Source organism: Klebsiella sp. 10982 (assembly GCF_048589245.1).
Taxonomy (GTDB): Bacteria; Pseudomonadota; Gammaproteobacteria; order Enterobacterales; family Enterobacteriaceae; genus Klebsiella; species Klebsiella quasivariicola.
Window position 1 is genome coordinate 44,585 of record NZ_JBMAXV010000014.1, and the last position, 15,666, is coordinate 60,250.

Sequence of the window (15,666 nt, forward strand, 5' to 3'; positions counted from 1 at the left end):
GTCGCCGCAGGTTAAAAACCGGTTCTGAGGCGGTGGCGCAGAAATAATGCTGAAAGGATGATGCTGACAGGATAAAGAAAAAGCCCCGGCGAAACCGGGGCTTTCTGTTTTTAGCTGCGCAGACAATGCGCTTAAGGCAAGCCTTAGAACGGAATGTCGTCGTCGAAGTCCATCGGCGGTTCGTTAGAAGGCGCTGCCGGCGCCTGCTGCTGCGGACGAGACTGTGCGCCGCCGCTGAACTGGCTGCCGCCCTGCGGCTGCTGAGGCTGACCCCAACCGCCCTGCTGCTGGCCGCCGCCTGCCGGTGCGCCGCCACCCTGACGGCCGCCCAGCATCTGCATGGTGCCGCCCACGTTCACCACGACTTCGGTGGTGTATTTGTCCTGACCGGATTGATCGGTCCACTTGCGGGTACGCAGCTGGCCTTCAATGTACACCTGAGAGCCTTTACGCAGATATTCACCAGCGACTTCTGCCAGTTTGCCGAACAGCACAACGCGGTGCCACTCGGTCTGCTCTTTCATTTCGCCGGTCTGCTTGTCACGCCAGGATTCGGAAGTTGCCAGCGTGAAGTTGGCGACAGCGCCGCCACTTGGCATGTAGCGTACTTCCGGGTCCTGCCCCAGATTACCGACGAGAATCACCTTGTTTACGCCTCTGCTGGCCATGTTCGTGTCTCCTGAATACGTTTCTTAATAGTGTAAACGCGCGAGTGTACCATTTCCACGTAGCATTTTGATAGCTGCGAGGCTGATTCCAGAGATAGCACCCGATAAGACATTGTTGCACACTCCCCCTGAATTTGCATTCCGATACTGTATATTCATTCAGGTTAAATTGTGTCATAATTAGCCGTTTCTGCCGTTTGTCCTTCAAGCAAACCAGGCAATCCGTGTATCTACCTACCGGGAAAGGTGAATGGATAAGATCGAAGTTCGGGGCGCCCGCACCCATAATCTCAAAAACATCAACCTCGTCATCCCGCGCGACAAACTCATTGTCGTCACCGGGCTGTCCGGGTCTGGCAAATCTTCACTCGCTTTCGACACCCTGTATGCCGAAGGCCAGCGTCGCTACGTCGAATCGCTCTCCGCCTATGCGCGACAGTTCCTGTCGCTGATGGAGAAGCCGGACGTCGACCATATCGAAGGGCTGTCGCCGGCGATTTCCATCGAACAGAAATCAACCTCTCACAACCCCCGCTCGACGGTGGGTACCATTACCGAAATTCACGACTACCTGCGTCTGCTGTACGCCCGCGTCGGCGAGCCGCGCTGTCCGGATCACGATGTGCCGCTGGCGGCGCAAACCGTCAGCCAGATGGTCGATAACGTCCTCGCGCAGCCGGAAGGCCTGCGCCTGATGCTGCTGGCGCCTATTATTAAAGAGCGCAAGGGCGAGCACACCAAAACCCTGGAAAACCTCGCCAGTCAGGGCTACATCCGCGCGCGGATCGACGGCGAAGTCTGCGATCTTTCGGATCCGCCGAAGCTGGAGTTGCAGAAGAAGCACACCATTGAGGTGGTGATTGACCGCTTTAAGGTGCGCGACGATCTGGCGCAGCGCCTGGCGGAGTCGTTTGAAACCGCGCTGGAACTCTCCGGCGGGACCGCCGTCGTGGCCAATATGGATGATGAAAAAGCGGAAGAACTGCTGTTTTCCGCTAACTTCGCCTGCCCGATCTGCGGCTACAGCATGCGCGAGCTGGAGCCGCGTCTCTTCTCCTTCAACAACCCGGCGGGCGCCTGCCCGACCTGCGACGGTCTCGGCGTTCAGCAATATTTCGATCCCGACCGCGTGGTGCAGAATCCGGAGCTGTCGCTGGCGGGCGGCGCCATCCGCGGCTGGGATCGGCGTAACTTCTATTACTTCCAGATGCTGAAGTCGCTGGCGGAGCACTATAAATTCGACGTCGAAGCGCCGTGGGGCACCCTCAGCGCCAGCGTGCAGAAAGTGGTGCTGTACGGTTCCGGTAAAGAGAATATTGAATTCAAATACATGAACGACCGCGGCGACACCTCGGTACGCCGCCATCCGTTCGAAGGCGTGCTGCATAACATGGAACGCCGTTACAAAGAGACAGAATCCAGCGCGGTGCGCGAAGAGCTGGCGAAGTTCATCAGCAACCGTCCGTGCGCCAGCTGCGACGGCACGCGTCTGCGTCGCGAAGCGCGCCACGTGTTTGTGGAAAACACGCCGCTGCCGACCATTTCCGATATGAGCATCGGCCACGCGATGGATTTCTTCAACAATCTGAAGCTCTCCGGCCAGCGGGCGAAAATCGCCGAAAAAGTGCTGAAAGAGATTGGCGATCGCCTGAAGTTCCTCGTTAACGTCGGCCTCAACTACCTGACGCTCTCCCGTTCAGCGGAAACGCTTTCCGGCGGCGAAGCCCAGCGTATCCGTCTGGCGAGCCAGATTGGCGCCGGGCTGGTTGGCGTGATGTACGTCCTGGATGAGCCCTCCATCGGCCTGCACCAGCGCGATAACGAACGCCTGCTGGGTACCCTTATCCATCTGCGTAATTTAGGCAACACCGTGATCGTCGTTGAGCATGACGAAGACGCGATTCGCGCCGCCGACCATGTGATCGATATCGGCCCTGGCGCCGGGGTCCACGGCGGCCAGGTGGTAGCGGAAGGGCCGCTGGAGGCCATTATGGCGGTCCCGGAATCCCTGACCGGCCAGTTCATGAGCGGTAAACGCAAAATTGAAGTACCGAAGCAGCGCGTGCCCGCCAACCCGGAGAAAGTCCTCAAGCTGACCGGCGCGCGTGGCAACAACCTGAAAGACGTGACGCTGACCCTGCCTGTCGGCCTGTTTACCTGCATCACCGGCGTCTCCGGCTCGGGTAAATCGACGCTGATCAACGACACCCTGTTCCCGATTGCCCAGCGCCAGCTCAACGGCGCAACCATCGCCGAACCGGCGCCGTATCGCGACATCCAGGGGCTGGAACACTTCGATAAAGTGATTGATATCGACCAGAGCCCGATCGGCCGCACGCCGCGCTCCAACCCGGCAACCTATACCGGGGTGTTTACCCCCGTGCGCGAGCTGTTCGCCGGCGTGCCGGAGTCCCGCTCCCGCGGTTATACGCCGGGGCGCTTTAGCTTTAACGTCCGCGGCGGACGCTGCGAAGCCTGCCAGGGCGACGGAGTGATCAAGGTTGAAATGCACTTCCTGCCGGATATCTACGTGCCGTGCGACCAGTGCAAAGGCAAACGCTATAACCGCGAAACGCTGGAGATTAAGTACAAGGGTAAGACCATCCACGAAGTGCTGGATATGACCATTGAAGAGGCGCGTGAATTCTTTGATGCCGTACCGGCGCTGGCGCGTAAGCTGCAAACCCTGATGGACGTCGGCCTGACCTATATTCGTCTCGGCCAGTCGGCAACCACGCTCTCCGGCGGTGAAGCCCAGCGCGTGAAGCTGGCGCGCGAACTCTCCAAACGCGGAACCGGCCAGACGCTGTATATCCTCGATGAGCCGACCACCGGTCTGCACTTCGCCGATATCCAGCAGTTGCTGGAGGTGCTGCACCAGCTGCGCGATCAGGGCAATACCATCGTGGTGATTGAGCACAACCTTGATGTGATTAAAACCGCGGACTGGATTGTCGATCTCGGCCCGGAAGGCGGCAGCGGCGGCGGCGAAATACTGGTCTCCGGTACACCGGAAACCGTCGCCGAGTGCGAAGCCTCGCACACCGCGCGCTTCCTGAAGCCCATGCTGAAATAATTAGCGGGTAAGCTGCTGCCGGACCGGCTCCGGCAGCATTTTCACCGCCTGCTGGTAAGACGCATCGACCAGGTAATAGATTTGCGAATCCGGCAACGAGCCATCCAGATAGACCGTGCTCCAGTGCGCTTTATTAAGATGCTGGCTGGGCCGGACATCGCGGTGCTGCTGTCGCAGCAGCTCCGCCAGATCCGGGCTCGCCTTCAGCGCGACCGCCGGCCGCTGGTCCTCAACCTCCTTCACCATGGCAAACAGCACGTCTGAGACCTTAATCTGCGTGGCTTTCCAGTCGCTGTGGACGCTCTGCTCTGCTCCCGGTTTCGCCATGCAGTACTGCAATAACTCCGAAATTGTCATCTTTTATTCCCCCATGAGCGTCGCAACGATGCGCCGCGACCCGCCGTGTATCCGATGCTCCCCCAGCCAGATGCCCTGCCAGGTCCCCAGTTTGACGCGCCCGTCCTCGACCGGCAGCATCAGCGACGCGCCAAGCATCGATGATTTGATGTGCGAAGGCATATCATCAGGGCCTTCATAATCATGTTCGTACGGCGCGTTATCCGGCACGGCGTTGAGAAAATACTGCTCCATGTCATACCGAACGGTGGGATCGCAGTTTTCGTTGAGCGTCAGAGAAGCAGAAGTATGCTGGAGCAGGAGGTGCAGCAGGCCGACCTTCACCCCGGCCAACCCGCGGATCTGGCCGAGGATTTCGTCGGTGACCAGATGAAAACCACGGGATTTGGGCCCAAGCGTCAGGGTTTGCTGATACCACATCATCGACTCCTTTTGCGAATGAATCTCTCTAAGTGTGCAGCAATACGTGAAAAGGTAAAACCTTCCCCCCCTGATTTTGCATAAAAAAACGGCAGCGCTGCCGCTGCCGTTTATCCCGTTCAGGCGATCGTCAGTATTCAGAATTGACGATCACTTCTTCACCCAGCGCCCCGGCCATCGGCAGCGGCTTATAAGAGGAGTTGGCGGCCCGCAGCACGCGGATCCCGCGGGCGCCGGCCTCACGGGCGGCGGTGATGTCGTTATCCGAATCGCCGTAGAAAACCTTTATCTGCTTCGCCTGCAGCCACTGGGTCTTGGTGTTCTGGCCCGGCTTATCGCCGGCGAAAATCACCGGATTCATGCTGGCGGCCGGAATGAGGAAATCATCCTGCAGAGTCTTAGAAACGGTTTCTGTTGGGGTCTGGCTGCGGCCGGTGACGAACCAAATGCTATCGCCACGTTTTACATGCATTGCAATCAGCTGGCGCGCGACCTCTTTCGGCATGCTGAATTCATCCCAGCCGTTGTTCATTTTTTCCCAGAACTGCGGGTTTTTCAGGTAATCCTCACTGCCGGGGGAGAAGGTTTTTTGCCCGCGCCAGAAGCCCGGACTGGAGAAGAGGACGGTGTCATCGATATCAAAGCCGACGGCCATCGGCGGCCGCCCCAGCAGGCTGTTCTCGATTTGCGCCACCGAAACCCAGTGGATCGGCGCCTGCTCGGCCAGCTGGGCCACGTTGGTGCCCACCCACAGTGGCTGAGGCGTGGAGGCGCGCGCCACAACGGCGCTGTTCAGCGTGAACAGGAGAGAAGCCGCCGCAAGGGCGAGAGTAAGTTTGCGCATATTTATCCCTAAATCTATCAATCATTATTATTTTTAATAATGTGCATGCTTAGCAACGCCGGGACCTTACCCGCAGGTGGCATGGATGAAAAGCCTTTTTCGCGCAGATGTCATAGAAAAAGAGGATGATCACAATCAGAGAGGAGGTTGCCGCTGCCAGTTGACCGGCAGCGACAATCCACTGGAGAGCGGCTTACATCACCGCGGCAAAGGCTTTCGCCACTTGCTGAACATTACGTGAGTTTAACCCCGCCACGCACATGCGACCGCTGGCGATCAGGTAGACACCAAACTCGTCGCGCAGACGATCCACCTGCGCCGCACTGAAGCCGGTATAGCTGAACATCCCGCGCTGCTTAAGCAGATAATCGACTTTGCTGCCGGGAGCTACCTGCAGCAGTGCGTCGACCAGCGCCTGACGCATAGTCAGAATATGCGCGCGCATGGCGTCCACTTCCGCCTGCCAGGTGGCTTTCAGATCTGCATCGTTCAGCACCGTCGCCACCACCTGCGCGCCAAAGCTCGGCGGGCTGGAGTAGTTACGGCGCACGGTAGCCTTCAGCTGCCCCAGCACGCGGCCTGCGGTTTCGCTGTCTTCACAAACCACTGACAGGCCGCCGACGCGCTCCCCGTACAAGGAGAAAATTTTGGAGAACGAGTTGCTGACCAGCATCGGCATCCCGGCGCTGGCGATGGCGCGAATGGCGTACGCATCCTCTTCCAGCCCGGCGCCAAAGCCCTGGTAGGCGATATCGAGGAACGGGATCAGTTGACGCGCTTGCAGGATCTCCACCACCTGGTCCCATTGCTCCGGCGTCAGGTCGGCGCCGGTCGGGTTGTGGCAGCAGGGGTGCAGCAGCACGATGTCGCGTGCCGGCAGCGTTTGCAGTCTCGCCAGCAGGTCCGCAAAGCGCACGCCGTTGGTCGCTTCATCAAACCAGGTGTAAGTACTTACTTCGAAGCCAGCCCCTTCAAAGATGGCGATGTGGTTTTCCCAGGTCGGATCGCTGACCCAGACATGAGACTCCGGAAAGTAGCGTTTGAGGAAGTCGGCCCCGACCTTCAGCGCGCCCGAACCGCCGACCGTCTGAATGGAGGCAATGCGATTTTGCTTAAGCGCGGAATGCTCTGCGCCAAACAGCAGCGGCGCAATCGCCTGACGGTAGCCGCTCAACCCTTCCATCGGCAGATACAGCGAGGCGCCATGCGGTCCGGCGTTCAGGCGTGCTTCCGCTTCCGCCACCGCCTGCAGCTGCGGGATAATGCCGTCATCGTTGTAGTACAGCCCGATACTCAGGTTGACTTTGTCGCTTCGCGGATCTTCTTTGAAGCGTTCCATCAGAGAAAGAATAGGGTCGCCGGCGTAGGCGTCAACTTTTTGAAACACGCGATGTATCTCCAGGTTTACATAGGGCAGGTTCTTACACAATAAACCGGATATGACGGCAGGTCGAGAGGATGTTGAGGGGAAAATGACCGCAAGGTGGCATAACCCGCTTTTTCGCTCGCGGCTGTGCCGATGGCGTCCCGGATAACCATCAGGGTTATCCGGGACGGCTGGTGCTTAGTCGAGGTATTTCATGGCGACGCGGGAAGTCAGTCGCGTAATAAGTTCGTAAGCACTCACTTTCGTTATCTCGGCGATGCGCTCTACCGGAAGTTCCTCTCCCCACAGCACCACAGCGTCGCCGGCTTTATCCTGGGCCTGCGGTCCGAGGTCAACGCAGATCATATCCATCGCCACCCGACCGACAATCGGCACTTCGCGGCCATTGACTAGCACCGGCGTGCCCGACGGCGCGGCGCGCGGATAACCGTCGCCATAGCCCATCGCCACCACGCCGAGACGGGTGTCGCGTTCGCTGATCCAGGTGCCGCCGTAGCCGACCGGTTCCCCTGCTTTATGCTCGCGTACCGCAATCAGGCTGGACGTCAGGGTCATCACCGGCTGGCAGCCAAAATCTTTCCCGGTGGAACGATCGTCCAGCGGCGACACGCCGTACAGGATAATCCCCGGACGCACCCAGTCGTAATGCGACTGCGGCCACAGCAGAATGCCGCCCGAGGCGGCGATAGAGCGCAGCCCCGGCTTGCCTTCGGTAAAGGTGGTGAAGATATCCAGCTGGCGTTCGGTGGCGCCGCAGGTCGGCTCATCGGCGCGGGCGAAATGGCTCACCACGTTCACCGGCTGGCGGACGTTTTTACACTGGCTCAGACGCTGATAAAACGCCTCGGCTTCCTCCGGGCGCACCCCTAAGCGATGCATGCCGGTATCCAGCTTCATCCACACGGTCACCGGCTCGGGGAGGTCGGCTTGTTCCAGCGCCGCCAGCTGCTCGGGGCTATGCACCGCCGTATGCAGGCGCTGGGCAGCGATCACTGCCAGGTCTTCCGCCGCAAAAAAGCCTTCCAGCAGAAGAATAGGCTGGGCGATGCCGCCCGCTCGCAGGCGCAGCGCCTCTTCCAGGCGAGCGACGCCAAAGGCGTCGGCGTCGGTCAGCGTTCGCGCGGTCTCAAGAAGACCGTGTCCGTAGGCGTTCGCTTTCACCACCGCAACCAGTTTGCTGGCAGGCGCCAGTTCACGCAGACGTTGCAGGTTGTGTCGCAGAGCGCGGCGGTTGATAACTACAGTTGCCGCTTGCATTTGAATTCCTTAAAAAAAGACTGACAGAGGTTTACTCATCGTCATACTGAGGGCCGGCATAATTATCGAAACGCGACCACTGGCCGTTAAAGGTCAGTCGCACGGTGCCGATCGGGCCGTTACGTTGTTTACCAATGATAATTTCCGCGATGCCTTTTAAATCGCTGTTCTCGTGATAAACCTCATCACGGTAAATGAACATGATCAAGTCGGCATCCTGTTCGATAGAGCCGGACTCACGCAGGTCGGAGTTGACCGGGCGCTTATCGGCACGCTGCTCAAGGGAGCGGTTCAGCTGCGAAAGCGCCACCACCGGCACCTGCAGCTCTTTCGCCAGCGCCTTCAGCGAGCGGGAGATTTCGGCGATCTCAAGGGTACGGTTGTCGGAGAGCGACGGCACGCGCATCAGCTGCAGGTAGTCGATCATAATCAGCCCGATACCGCCGTGTTCGCGGGCGATACGCCGGGCCCGAGAGCGCACCTCTGTCGGCGTCAGGCCGGAGGAGTCATCGATATAGATATTGCGTTTTTCCAGCAGGATCCCCATGGTGCCGGAGATCCGCGCCCAGTCTTCGTCATCCAGCTGGCCGGTACGAATGCGGGTCTGATCGACGCGCGACAGCGAGGCCAGAGAACGCATCATGATCTGTTCCGAGGGCATCTCGAGACTGAAGATTAATACCGGCTTATCCTGCAGCATCGCCGCGTTTTCCACGAGGTTCATCGCGAAGGTCGTTTTACCCATCGACGGACGGGCGGCGACGATGATCAGATCCGACGGCTGCAGGCCAGCGGTCTTTTTATTGAGGTCGTCATAGCCGGTATTCACCCCGGTGACGCCGTCATGCGGCTGCTGGAACAGCTGTTCGATACGGGCGACGGTGGCGTCGAGCACATCGGCGATGTTTTTCGGCCCTTCGTCTTTATTGGCCCGGCTTTCAGCGATTTTGAAAACCCGGGACTCGGCGAGGTCGAGCAGATCTTCGCTGGTTCGCCCCTGCGGGTCGAAACCGGCTTCGGCGATCTCGTTGGCCACCGAAATCATCTCGCGCACCACCGCGCGTTCGCGCACGATGTCGGCATAGGCGCTGATATTCGCCGCGCTGGGGGTGTTTTTGGAGAGTTCGGCCAGGTAGGCGAAGCCGCCGACGCTATCCAGTTGCCCCTGACGCTCCAGCGACTCGGCGAGCGTAATCAGGTCAATCGGGCTGCCGGACTCCTGCAGGCGCGCCATCTCGGTAAAAATATGACGGTGCGGACGGGTATAAAAGTCGTCGGCAACGACGCGTTCGGCGACATCGTCCCAGCGCTCGTTATCCAGCATTAAACCGCCCAACACCGACTGCTCCGCTTCAATCGAGTGCGGCGGGACTTTCAGCCCGGCGAGCTGCGGATCGCGTTCGCGGGTTTCTGTCTGTGGTTTGTTGAAGGGTTTATTTCCTGCCATAGCCTAACATTTCACCGATACGGAAAAGAGCGTGACAGTATAGCGAGAAACCCATTGCCGCTAAAGAACCGGACCGGGCAATACGTTCAATCTCGCCTCATCCACCGATGACGGCCAACGCCAGGAACATAAGCATTATCATGCAGATAAATATAAAAAATTTTCTGCCTGACCCTGCTTTCAACGAAAAAAATAACAGACAAATCAGGCCTGCCAGTGCCAGGCCTACCGCAATGGCCAGAATGACCAGGCCATCATACTGAAAATTCGTCATCCACTCTCCCTGTCCGCCCGACGGCGGCCCTCTCCTTTTTCCTTTCTATACGATCTGGCCCTGAGGCAGGTAAGAAAATCCGTCACCGCCGGCGCAGGCTGTTAAGCTTACTGGATAATCTCAGAACAACACAGGAGCGAACATGGCAACACGCATCGAATTTTCGAAACACGGGGGGCCTGAGGTGCTTCAGGCGGTCGAGTTTACCCCTCGCGATCCTGCGGAACATGAAATTCAGGTCGAAAACAAAGCCATCGGCATCAACTATATCGACACCTATGTTCGCAGCGGCCTCTATCCGCCGCCGTCGCTACCGAGCGGTCTGGGCACCGAGGCGGCCGGCATTGTCAGTAAAATTGGCCACGGGGTGACGCACATTAAAGTTGGCGATCGGGTGGTGTACGCCCAGTCGGCGCTCGGCGCCTACAGCACGGTGCACAATGTGCTGGCCGACAAAGCCGCAGTCCTGCCGGATGCTATCTCTTTCGAACAGGCCGCGGCATCGTTTCTTAAAGGGCTAACGGTCTGGTATCTGCTGCGCAAAACCTATGAAATTAAGCCTAATGAGGTGTTCCTGTTTCACGCAGCCGCTGGCGGCGTAGGGCTGATTGCCTGTCAGTGGGCGAAAGCGCTGGGCGCTAAACTTATCGGCACCGTCGGCAGCGCGCAGAAAGCGCAGCGTGCCAAGGAAGCTGGCGCCTGGCAGGTGATTAACTATCGCGAGGAGTCTATCGTGGAGCGGCTCAAGGCGCTCACCGACGGTAACAAAGTGGCCGTGGTTTACGATTCGGTGGGGAAAGATACCTGGGAGGCCTCGCTCGATTGTCTTCAGCGGCGTGGGCTGATGGTCAGCTTCGGCAATTCATCGGGCCCGGTGACCGGCGTCAATCTGGGGATCCTGAATCAAAAAGGCTCCCTGTACGTCACCCGCCCATCGCTACAGGGCTATATCACCAACCGGGAAGAGCTGGCGGAAGCCTGCAGTGAACTGTTTTCGCTGATCGCCAGCGGGGTGATTAAAGTGGACGTCCCCGAGAATCAGACCTACCCGTTGAGCGAGGCCCGTCGGGCGCATGAAGTTCTGGAAAGCCGGGTGACTCAGGGGTCCAGTCTGCTGCTGCCGTAAGAGGACAAAGGGACAAAAGTTTAGGGCTTCCACCTGGGAAGCCCTTACTTTTTTTTAGTTCGGCTGTATGTAGGGTACAGCGCGATGAATTCGTTAACGCGCTAATAGTGACAGATTTGCTCAGTAATGCCTACGCGGTTGTCAGCAAAATTGTTCAGGTTGTGACACACCCCTCAATACCTTAGTAACGCCAGCGGTTATTGTCGCGAAAAGCGTTTCCGTTCGGGGATTTCAGCGCCCGAATAATCCATACCACCACCACGGCGAGCAGCAGCCACGGCAGTAATTTGATCATCAAGGCGAACAACCCGCCGACGAACATCAGCGCCGTCGCCACTACGATAGCCGCGATAATCCCCAGCAGCGATACGCCGGTGACCAACAGCATGACAAAAAATCCAATAACAAATAATAGTTCCAGCATGGTTCTCTCCCCACAGTCATAAATCTTTCTCTACTGCAGGTATTACAAAAAACATGCCAACTCTAACAGCCTGAATACAAAAGAAAACGCCCCTCGACGGTGCGCGGGGCGTGGTCAATTTCACCAGGTTTTCGTCAGAAATTAACGTTTATCGGCTACCAGCTTAAGCGCATGCTCCAGCACCGCAATATCGGCGCCAGCTTTATGCGCATTCTCGCTCAGGTAACGACGCCACTGGCGGGCGCCGGGGATCCCCTGAAACAGCCCCAGCATATGGCGGGTGATATGACCCAGATAGGTGCCCTTGCTGAGCTCGCGCTCAATATAAGGATACATGGCCCGCACCACCGCCACCGGATCGGCATCCGCACCGGCGACGCCGAAAATTTCTCGGTCGACCGAAGCCAGAATGCCCGGGTTCTGATAGGCCTCGCGCCCGACCATCACCCCATCCATATGCTCAAGCTGCAGTCTGGCTTCGTCCAGCGATTTGATCCCGCCGTTAATCGCCATCGTCAGGTGGGGAAAGTCGCGCTTCAGCTGCCAGACGCGGGGGTAATCCAGCGGCGGGATCTCGCGGTTCTCTTTCGGGCTCAGCCCGGAGAGCCAGGCTTTGCGGGCGTGAATAATAAACATCTCACACTCGCCCTTGCCGGAGACCGTCTCAATGAAATCGCACAGAAACTCATAGCTATCCTGGTCGTCGATACCGATACGGGTTTTTACCGTGACCGGAATCGACACCACATCGCGCATCGCCTTGATACAGTCGGCCACCAGCTGCGCATTGCCCATCAGGCAAGCACCAAACATACCGTTCTGCACGCGGTCGGAGGGGCAGCCAACGTTGAGATTGATCTCATCATAGCCGCGCGCTTCGGCCAGCTTCGCGCACTGCGCCAGGGCCTGCGGATCGCTGCCGCCGAGCTGCAAAGCAACCGGGTGCTCTTCTTCGCTATAGGCCAGATAATCGCCTTTACCGTGAATAATCGCCCCAGTGGTCACCATTTCGGTATACAGCAGCGTATGCCGCGACAGCAGCCGCAGGAAGTAGCGGCAGTGTCTGTCGGTCCAGTCGAGCATCGGCGCGATGGAGAAACGGTGAGCCGGGAAAACGGAAGAGGTTGATTCAGGCATCATGGTGAATAAATAAGCATCCGGGTAAAAAGGGGCGCTACTATAGCATAAAGATACACCACAGGCGCATACTGCGCCGCGCTTCGCCCCTCACCTGCAACGACTACTTTTTCCGCGGCTTGCCGTCGTGTGGTCCGAAGAACTGCGGCGGATGGTCAACCCAACGATCCTGGCGCGTCGCGGCATAGCCGGGATTGAGCGGGTAATAAATGCGGTTGTACTTCTTGTTGGCTTCGCCCACCACCAGCAGGCGAACTTCCTGCTCGGTGTTATTGAGAAAGGTGTGGCAGATGCCGGTGCCGGCAGGAAACCCAACGCTGTCGCCCGGCTCCAGCTTCCAGAGATAGCCGTTTATCCACACTTCCGGATAACCCTCCAGCACATAGATGAACTCTTCTTCATCGCTCTCCGCATGCGGATAAGAGGTGCGCCGCCCCGGCGGCAGCCGCTCGTGGTGGATCCCCAGCCGGTTGAGCCGTAAACCGCGCCCCAGCGGCGCGCCTATGGAAAAACGCTCCGGGCTGTCGGGATAAGTGGCATCGTCGGGCCCTTCCAGTTCGCGCCAGTGGCGAATGCAATCAGGTCGTTTCATCGTTTTCTCCCGAAAATGAGACACTTCAGATATAGCATACCCCGGGCTATACGTGTTGCGTTTAAGTTCGGCATGGCGGTTTTAGGCAGCCTGCTAAAGCGCGTACTGAGCGGGTGTAAGCGGCCAGCGCCCGTGCCTGGCGCACGTTCCGACAATCTGAAGTATGACCTGTATCACCCGCCGGCTCTCGGTGTTTTACGCGGAACGTGATAAAGTAACAGATTCAAATTCACGCAACCTGAGGATGCTCATGGATAAGACCCCTTCGCAAGAGATGTTAGCGCATGCTGAAAAGCTTTGTGCGCAGCGCGGCGTACGCCTGACTCCACAGCGTCTGGAAGTGTTGCGCCTGATGAGCCTGCAGCAAGGGGCGATAAGCGCCTACGATCTGCTGGACCTGCTACGTGAGAAAGAGCCACAGGCTAAGCCGCCAACGGTCTACCGTGCGCTGGAGTTTTTACTTGAACAGGGCTTTGTTCACAAGGTGGAATCGACCAACAGCTATGTGCTGTGCCATCTGTTTGACCAGCCGACTCACAGCTCGGCCATGTTTATCTGCGACCGCTGTGGCGTGGTAAAAGAGGAAGCGGCGGAAGGGGTGGAAGATATCATGCATACGCTGGCGGCCCGCATGGGTTTTGCCCTGCGCCACAACGTGATTGAAGCCCACGGTCTCTGTGCGGGTTGTGTGGAAGTGGAAGCCTGCAGCACACCGGGACACTGCCAGCACGATCATACCATCCAGCTCAAAAAGAAAGCCCGCTGAGCGTGAGCCGCAGCGGGAAAAAGGGTTAACGGCGCGTCCCTGCGCCATTCAGACAGGCACTAACACAAATGCTTCACTCTTCGGGTCAGGGAACGCTACCAGCGGTAGTCGTTCTTATGCTCCCAGTCTGAGACTTCTTTCTCAGCCTGATCCTTCGCATAGCCGTAACGCTCCTGAATTTTGCCGACCAGCTGGTCGCGCTTCCCTTCGATTACGGTCATATCATCATCGGTAAGTTTGCCCCACTGTTCCTTGGCTTTACCTTTCAACTGTTTCCAGTTACCGCCGATTTCGTCTTTATTCATGATAACGTCCTCATCATTCGGTGGGTTTACAGCCCGTTTTGTGCCGGACATGGTATTAACTATAGATGAGAATGCTGGGGTGGATTCGTTATTCGGAATTTTTAACCATCCTACCGATTGATAAGGCTGAGGGGATTTTCCCGGCTTACGCTACCCTGAGCCGGGCCACTGAGCTGCCCCGGTAAGCGGCGCGCAACCGCGGGAATTCACGGCTAGCCGCGATGAACGGAAATGATTAGTTAAACCAGGTGCCGCGCCGCCAGTGGCGACGCCAGATCAGCGCCAGCGACAGGCCGCGCAGGGCGAGGAACACCGCCAGCGCCAGCCACAGACCATGGTTACCGAGCAGTGGGACCGAAAGCAGCGTTACAGCAAACCCCGCCGCGGCTACCGCCATACTGTTACGCATCTCTGCGCCGCGCGTGGCGCCGATAAACATGCCGTCCAGCAGATAGCACCAGACGCCGACCACCGGCAGGATGGCCTGCCAGATCAGATAGCGATCGGCCAGCTGCTGCAGAGAAGGCAGCGAGGTTAGCAGAGCGATGATGTACTCCCCCGCCAGGCTGTAAATCAGGGCAAACGCCAGCGCCACCATGCCAGACTGCCGGCAGGCCGCCCGCCAGACTTCCAGCAGCTGGCTACCGTCGCGGGCGCCGTAGGCCTGGCCGGAGTGGGCCTCCACGGCATAGGCAAAGCCATCCAGCGCATAGGCGGTAAAGGTCAGCATGGTCATCAGTACCGCGTTAACCGCCACAATGTCGCTGCCCAGACGGGCGCCGAACACGGTCAGTGCGCCAAAACAGAGCTGCAGCAGCAGAGAGCGCAGCATGATATCCCGATTCAACGCCAGCAGCCGGCGCAGATCCCCGCGCCAGGCATTTTTTAACATCAGCAGCGACACGCCGCGCAGCGTCAGCACTCGCTTCGCCATCACCAGGCCAATGATCAGGGTTGCGTACTCGGCGGTAACCGTGGCCAGCGCCGCCCCCTGGACGTTCATCCGCAGGCCCATCACCAGCCACAGGTCGAGCACAATATTGAGCAGATTACCCACCACCAGCAGAATCACCGGCGCCCGGGCGTACTGGACGCCCAGCAGCCAGCCGAGCAGCACCAGATTGGCCAGCGAGGCGGGTGCGCTGAGCCAGCGGATTTCGAGAAACCGTCTCGCCTGCTCAAGCACCGCCTCACTGCCGCCGACAATATGCAGGGCAAGGTTAATCAGCGGCAGGCGTAGCGCAATAATCAGCACCCCGGCACCCAGCGCCAGAGCCAGCGGTTGCACCAGCGCCCGCGCCAGGCGCTGCGGATCTTTGGCGCCCCAGGCCTGCGCGGTCAGCCCGGTGGTGCTCATACGCAGAAACAGCAGCAGCATGAAAAGGAAACTGGTGGCCGTCGCCCCGACCGCCACGCCGCCGAGGTATACCGGGCTGTCCAGGTGGCCAATCACGGCCGTATCCACCAACCCCAGCAGCGGAACGGTGATATTGGAGAAAATCATGGGTAGCGCGAGGCGCCACAGTGCTTTATCGGCGGCGTTGAGCAGCATGAAGAGGGACCAGACAGAGGAGAAACATCGCAGC

At 58.7% G+C, this 15,666-nt stretch carries 16 protein-coding genes; 3 read left to right on the top strand and 13 right to left on the bottom strand.

Annotated features, from left to right (window positions below):
* Nucleotides 1-143 precede the first annotated feature (143 nt).
* A complete protein-coding gene (gene ssb1 / locus ACKLKD_RS13115) occupies nt 144-668 on the bottom strand; it encodes a single-stranded DNA-binding protein SSB1 (RefSeq protein WP_025713817.1) in 525 nt (174 codons plus the stop codon).
* A gap of 250 nt (nt 669-918) precedes the next feature.
* On the opposite strand from ssb1, the gene uvrA reads away from it, so the two are divergent.
* A complete protein-coding gene (gene uvrA, locus ACKLKD_RS13120; RefSeq protein ID WP_025713816.1) occupies nt 919-3,744 on the top strand; it encodes an excinuclease ABC subunit UvrA in 2,826 nt (941 codons plus the stop codon).
* On the opposite strand, the gene ACKLKD_RS13125 is transcribed toward uvrA, so the two are convergent.
* The 7 genes from ACKLKD_RS13125 to ACKLKD_RS13155 all read right to left on the bottom strand — a co-directional run bounded on the left by ACKLKD_RS13125 (nt 3,745) and on the right by ACKLKD_RS13155 (nt 9,730).
* A complete protein-coding gene (locus ACKLKD_RS13125) occupies nt 3,745-4,101 on the bottom strand; it encodes an MmcQ/YjbR family DNA-binding protein (protein ID WP_025713815.1) in 357 nt (118 codons plus the stop codon). It lies immediately after the preceding gene.
* Nucleotides 4,102-4,104: 3 nt separating this feature from the next.
* Nucleotides 4,105-4,521 carry a secondary thiamine-phosphate synthase enzyme YjbQ gene (locus tag ACKLKD_RS13130; protein WP_025713814.1) on the bottom strand — a complete coding sequence of 139 codons (417 nt, stop codon included), beginning with the start codon at nt 4,519-4,521 and terminating at the stop codon, nt 4,105-4,107.
* Between the two features lie 130 nt (nt 4,522-4,651).
* Nucleotides 4,652-5,365: an acid phosphatase AphA gene (gene aphA / locus ACKLKD_RS13135; protein ID WP_025713813.1), complete on the bottom strand. Its 714-nt coding sequence runs from the start codon at nt 5,363-5,365 to the stop codon at nt 4,652-4,654.
* A 193-nt stretch (nt 5,366-5,558) separates the two neighbouring features.
* Nucleotides 5,559-6,752, bottom strand: a complete 1,194-nt coding sequence (tyrB, locus tag ACKLKD_RS13140; protein ID WP_025713812.1) for an aromatic amino acid transaminase — start codon at nt 6,750-6,752, stop codon at nt 5,559-5,561.
* Nucleotides 6,753-6,929: 177 nt separating this feature from the next.
* A complete protein-coding gene (gene alr, locus ACKLKD_RS13145) occupies nt 6,930-8,009 on the bottom strand; it encodes an alanine racemase (protein ID WP_087804917.1) in 1,080 nt (359 codons plus the stop codon).
* 31 nt (nt 8,010-8,040) lie between these two features.
* Complete coding sequence (gene dnaB / locus ACKLKD_RS13150) at nt 8,041-9,456, bottom strand: replicative DNA helicase (RefSeq protein ID WP_002884942.1); 1,416 nt, start codon at nt 9,454-9,456, stop codon at nt 8,041-8,043.
* 97 nt (nt 9,457-9,553) lie between these two features.
* Nucleotides 9,554-9,730 (bottom strand): hypothetical protein, encoded by a 177-nt coding sequence (locus ACKLKD_RS13155; RefSeq protein WP_157738380.1) that lies wholly within the window; start codon nt 9,728-9,730, stop codon nt 9,554-9,556.
* Between the two features lie 142 nt (nt 9,731-9,872).
* Here ACKLKD_RS13155 and ACKLKD_RS13160 point away from each other — a divergent pair, with 142 nt between their 5' ends.
* Nucleotides 9,873-10,856 carry a quinone oxidoreductase gene (locus tag ACKLKD_RS13160; protein WP_025713810.1) on the top strand — a complete coding sequence of 328 codons (984 nt, stop codon included), beginning with the start codon at nt 9,873-9,875 and terminating at the stop codon, nt 10,854-10,856.
* Between the two features lie 181 nt (nt 10,857-11,037).
* Here ACKLKD_RS13160 and pspG read toward each other — a convergent pair whose 3' ends face one another.
* The 3 genes from pspG to ACKLKD_RS13175 all read right to left on the bottom strand — a co-directional run bounded on the left by pspG (nt 11,038) and on the right by ACKLKD_RS13175 (nt 13,009).
* The gene (gene pspG, locus ACKLKD_RS13165; RefSeq protein WP_012543188.1) at nt 11,038-11,280 is read right to left on the bottom strand and encodes an envelope stress response protein PspG; all 243 of its coding nucleotides are present in this window, start codon (nt 11,278-11,280) and stop codon (nt 11,038-11,040) included.
* 141 nt (nt 11,281-11,421) lie between these two features.
* Complete coding sequence (gene dusA, locus ACKLKD_RS13170) at nt 11,422-12,420, bottom strand: tRNA dihydrouridine(20/20a) synthase DusA (RefSeq protein ID WP_087804920.1); 999 nt, start codon at nt 12,418-12,420, stop codon at nt 11,422-11,424.
* Between the two features lie 100 nt (nt 12,421-12,520).
* Nucleotides 12,521-13,009, bottom strand: a complete 489-nt coding sequence (locus ACKLKD_RS13175; RefSeq protein ID WP_002884935.1) for a cupin domain-containing protein — start codon at nt 13,007-13,009, stop codon at nt 12,521-12,523.
* Nucleotides 13,010-13,259: 250 nt separating this feature from the next.
* Here ACKLKD_RS13175 and zur point away from each other — a divergent pair, with 250 nt between their 5' ends.
* On the top strand, nt 13,260-13,775 hold the full coding sequence (gene zur, locus ACKLKD_RS13180) for a zinc uptake transcriptional repressor Zur (RefSeq protein WP_002884931.1): 516 nt from the start codon (nt 13,260-13,262) through the stop codon (nt 13,773-13,775).
* A 95-nt stretch (nt 13,776-13,870) separates the two neighbouring features.
* Here the strand turns inward: zur and ACKLKD_RS13185 are convergent, their stop codons facing one another.
* Nucleotides 13,871-14,080, bottom strand: coding sequence for a CsbD family protein (locus tag ACKLKD_RS13185; RefSeq protein ID WP_004206293.1), 210 nt, complete (start codon nt 14,078-14,080; stop codon nt 13,871-13,873).
* Between the two features lie 235 nt (nt 14,081-14,315).
* Nucleotides 14,316-15,632: an MATE family efflux transporter DinF gene (gene dinF / locus ACKLKD_RS13190; RefSeq protein WP_025713808.1), complete on the bottom strand. Its 1,317-nt coding sequence runs from the start codon at nt 15,630-15,632 to the stop codon at nt 14,316-14,318.
* Nucleotides 15,633-15,666 lie beyond the last annotated feature (34 nt).

Excerpts from the sequence above, each read along its gene's own strand:
- ACKLKD_RS13185 (WP_004206293.1), bottom strand. The coding sequence starts at position 14,080 with ATGAATAAAGACGAAATCGGCGGTAACTGGAAACAGTTGAAAGGTAAA.
- uvrA (WP_025713816.1), top strand. The coding sequence starts at position 919 with ATGGATAAGATCGAAGTTCGGGGCGCCCGCACCCATAATCTCAAAAAC.
- pspG (WP_012543188.1), bottom strand. The coding sequence starts at position 11,280 with ATGCTGGAACTATTATTTGTTATTGGATTTTTTGTCATGCTGTTGGTC.
- alr (WP_087804917.1), bottom strand. The coding sequence starts at position 8,009 with ATGCAAGCGGCAACTGTAGTTATCAACCGCCGCGCTCTGCGACACAAC.
- dnaB (WP_002884942.1), bottom strand. The coding sequence starts at position 9,456 with ATGGCAGGAAATAAACCCTTCAACAAACCACAGACAGAAACCCGCGAA.
- dinF (WP_025713808.1), bottom strand. The coding sequence starts at position 15,632 with ATGCTGCTCAACGCCGCCGATAAAGCACTGTGGCGCCTCGCGCTACCC.
- zur (WP_002884931.1), top strand. The coding sequence starts at position 13,260 with ATGGATAAGACCCCTTCGCAAGAGATGTTAGCGCATGCTGAAAAGCTT.
- ACKLKD_RS13125 (WP_025713815.1), bottom strand. The coding sequence starts at position 4,101 with ATGACAATTTCGGAGTTATTGCAGTACTGCATGGCGAAACCGGGAGCA.
- aphA (WP_025713813.1), bottom strand. The coding sequence starts at position 5,365 with ATGCGCAAACTTACTCTCGCCCTTGCGGCGGCTTCTCTCCTGTTCACG.
- ACKLKD_RS13160 (WP_025713810.1), top strand. The coding sequence starts at position 9,873 with ATGGCAACACGCATCGAATTTTCGAAACACGGGGGGCCTGAGGTGCTT.
- ACKLKD_RS13130 (WP_025713814.1), bottom strand. The coding sequence starts at position 4,521 with ATGTGGTATCAGCAAACCCTGACGCTTGGGCCCAAATCCCGTGGTTTT.
- ACKLKD_RS13175 (WP_002884935.1), bottom strand. The coding sequence starts at position 13,009 with ATGAAACGACCTGATTGCATTCGCCACTGGCGCGAACTGGAAGGGCCC.
- ACKLKD_RS13155 (WP_157738380.1), bottom strand. The coding sequence starts at position 9,730 with ATGACGAATTTTCAGTATGATGGCCTGGTCATTCTGGCCATTGCGGTA.
- dusA (WP_087804920.1), bottom strand. The coding sequence starts at position 12,420 with ATGATGCCTGAATCAACCTCTTCCGTTTTCCCGGCTCACCGTTTCTCC.
- ssb1 (WP_025713817.1), bottom strand. The coding sequence starts at position 668 with ATGGCCAGCAGAGGCGTAAACAAGGTGATTCTCGTCGGTAATCTGGGG.